Below are 222 nucleotides of genomic sequence, written 5' to 3'. Positions count from 1 at the left end.
GATTTCATCCACTTTTCCTTTTCCAACATAAGTAGCGCGATTTTCACGGTCGATATTTTGCCGTATTTCGCCCACTACTTCCATATTATTTGCAGCCGCTAAATTGGCTAATTCTTCCATTGAATAATCAAAATCTTTTTGTTTCTGACTTATACCAACGATTAATACTTTTTTCTCCATAAAAAAGGACCTCCTGAAATAGATTCAGCGCGGTCAGGGTTT

Annotated in this window: 1 protein-coding gene; it reads right to left on the bottom strand. The window is 36.9% G+C overall.

What is annotated here, in order from left to right; translation table 11 throughout:
- On the bottom strand, positions 1-180 hold a 180-nt coding region (locus NG901_RS16950), incomplete at its 3' end, for an HflX-like GTP-binding protein (protein ID WP_502800145.1).
- Between the last annotated feature and the right edge of the window lie 42 nt (positions 181-222).

It is taken from the genome of Clostridium sp. CMCC3677 (assembly GCF_023845585.1).
GTDB classification, from domain to species: domain Bacteria; phylum Bacillota; class Clostridia; order Clostridiales; family Clostridiaceae; genus Clostridium; species Clostridium aquiflavi.
Note: the sequence above shows the minus strand (reverse complement) of the source record. Positions and strands in the feature narration are given on the sequence as shown.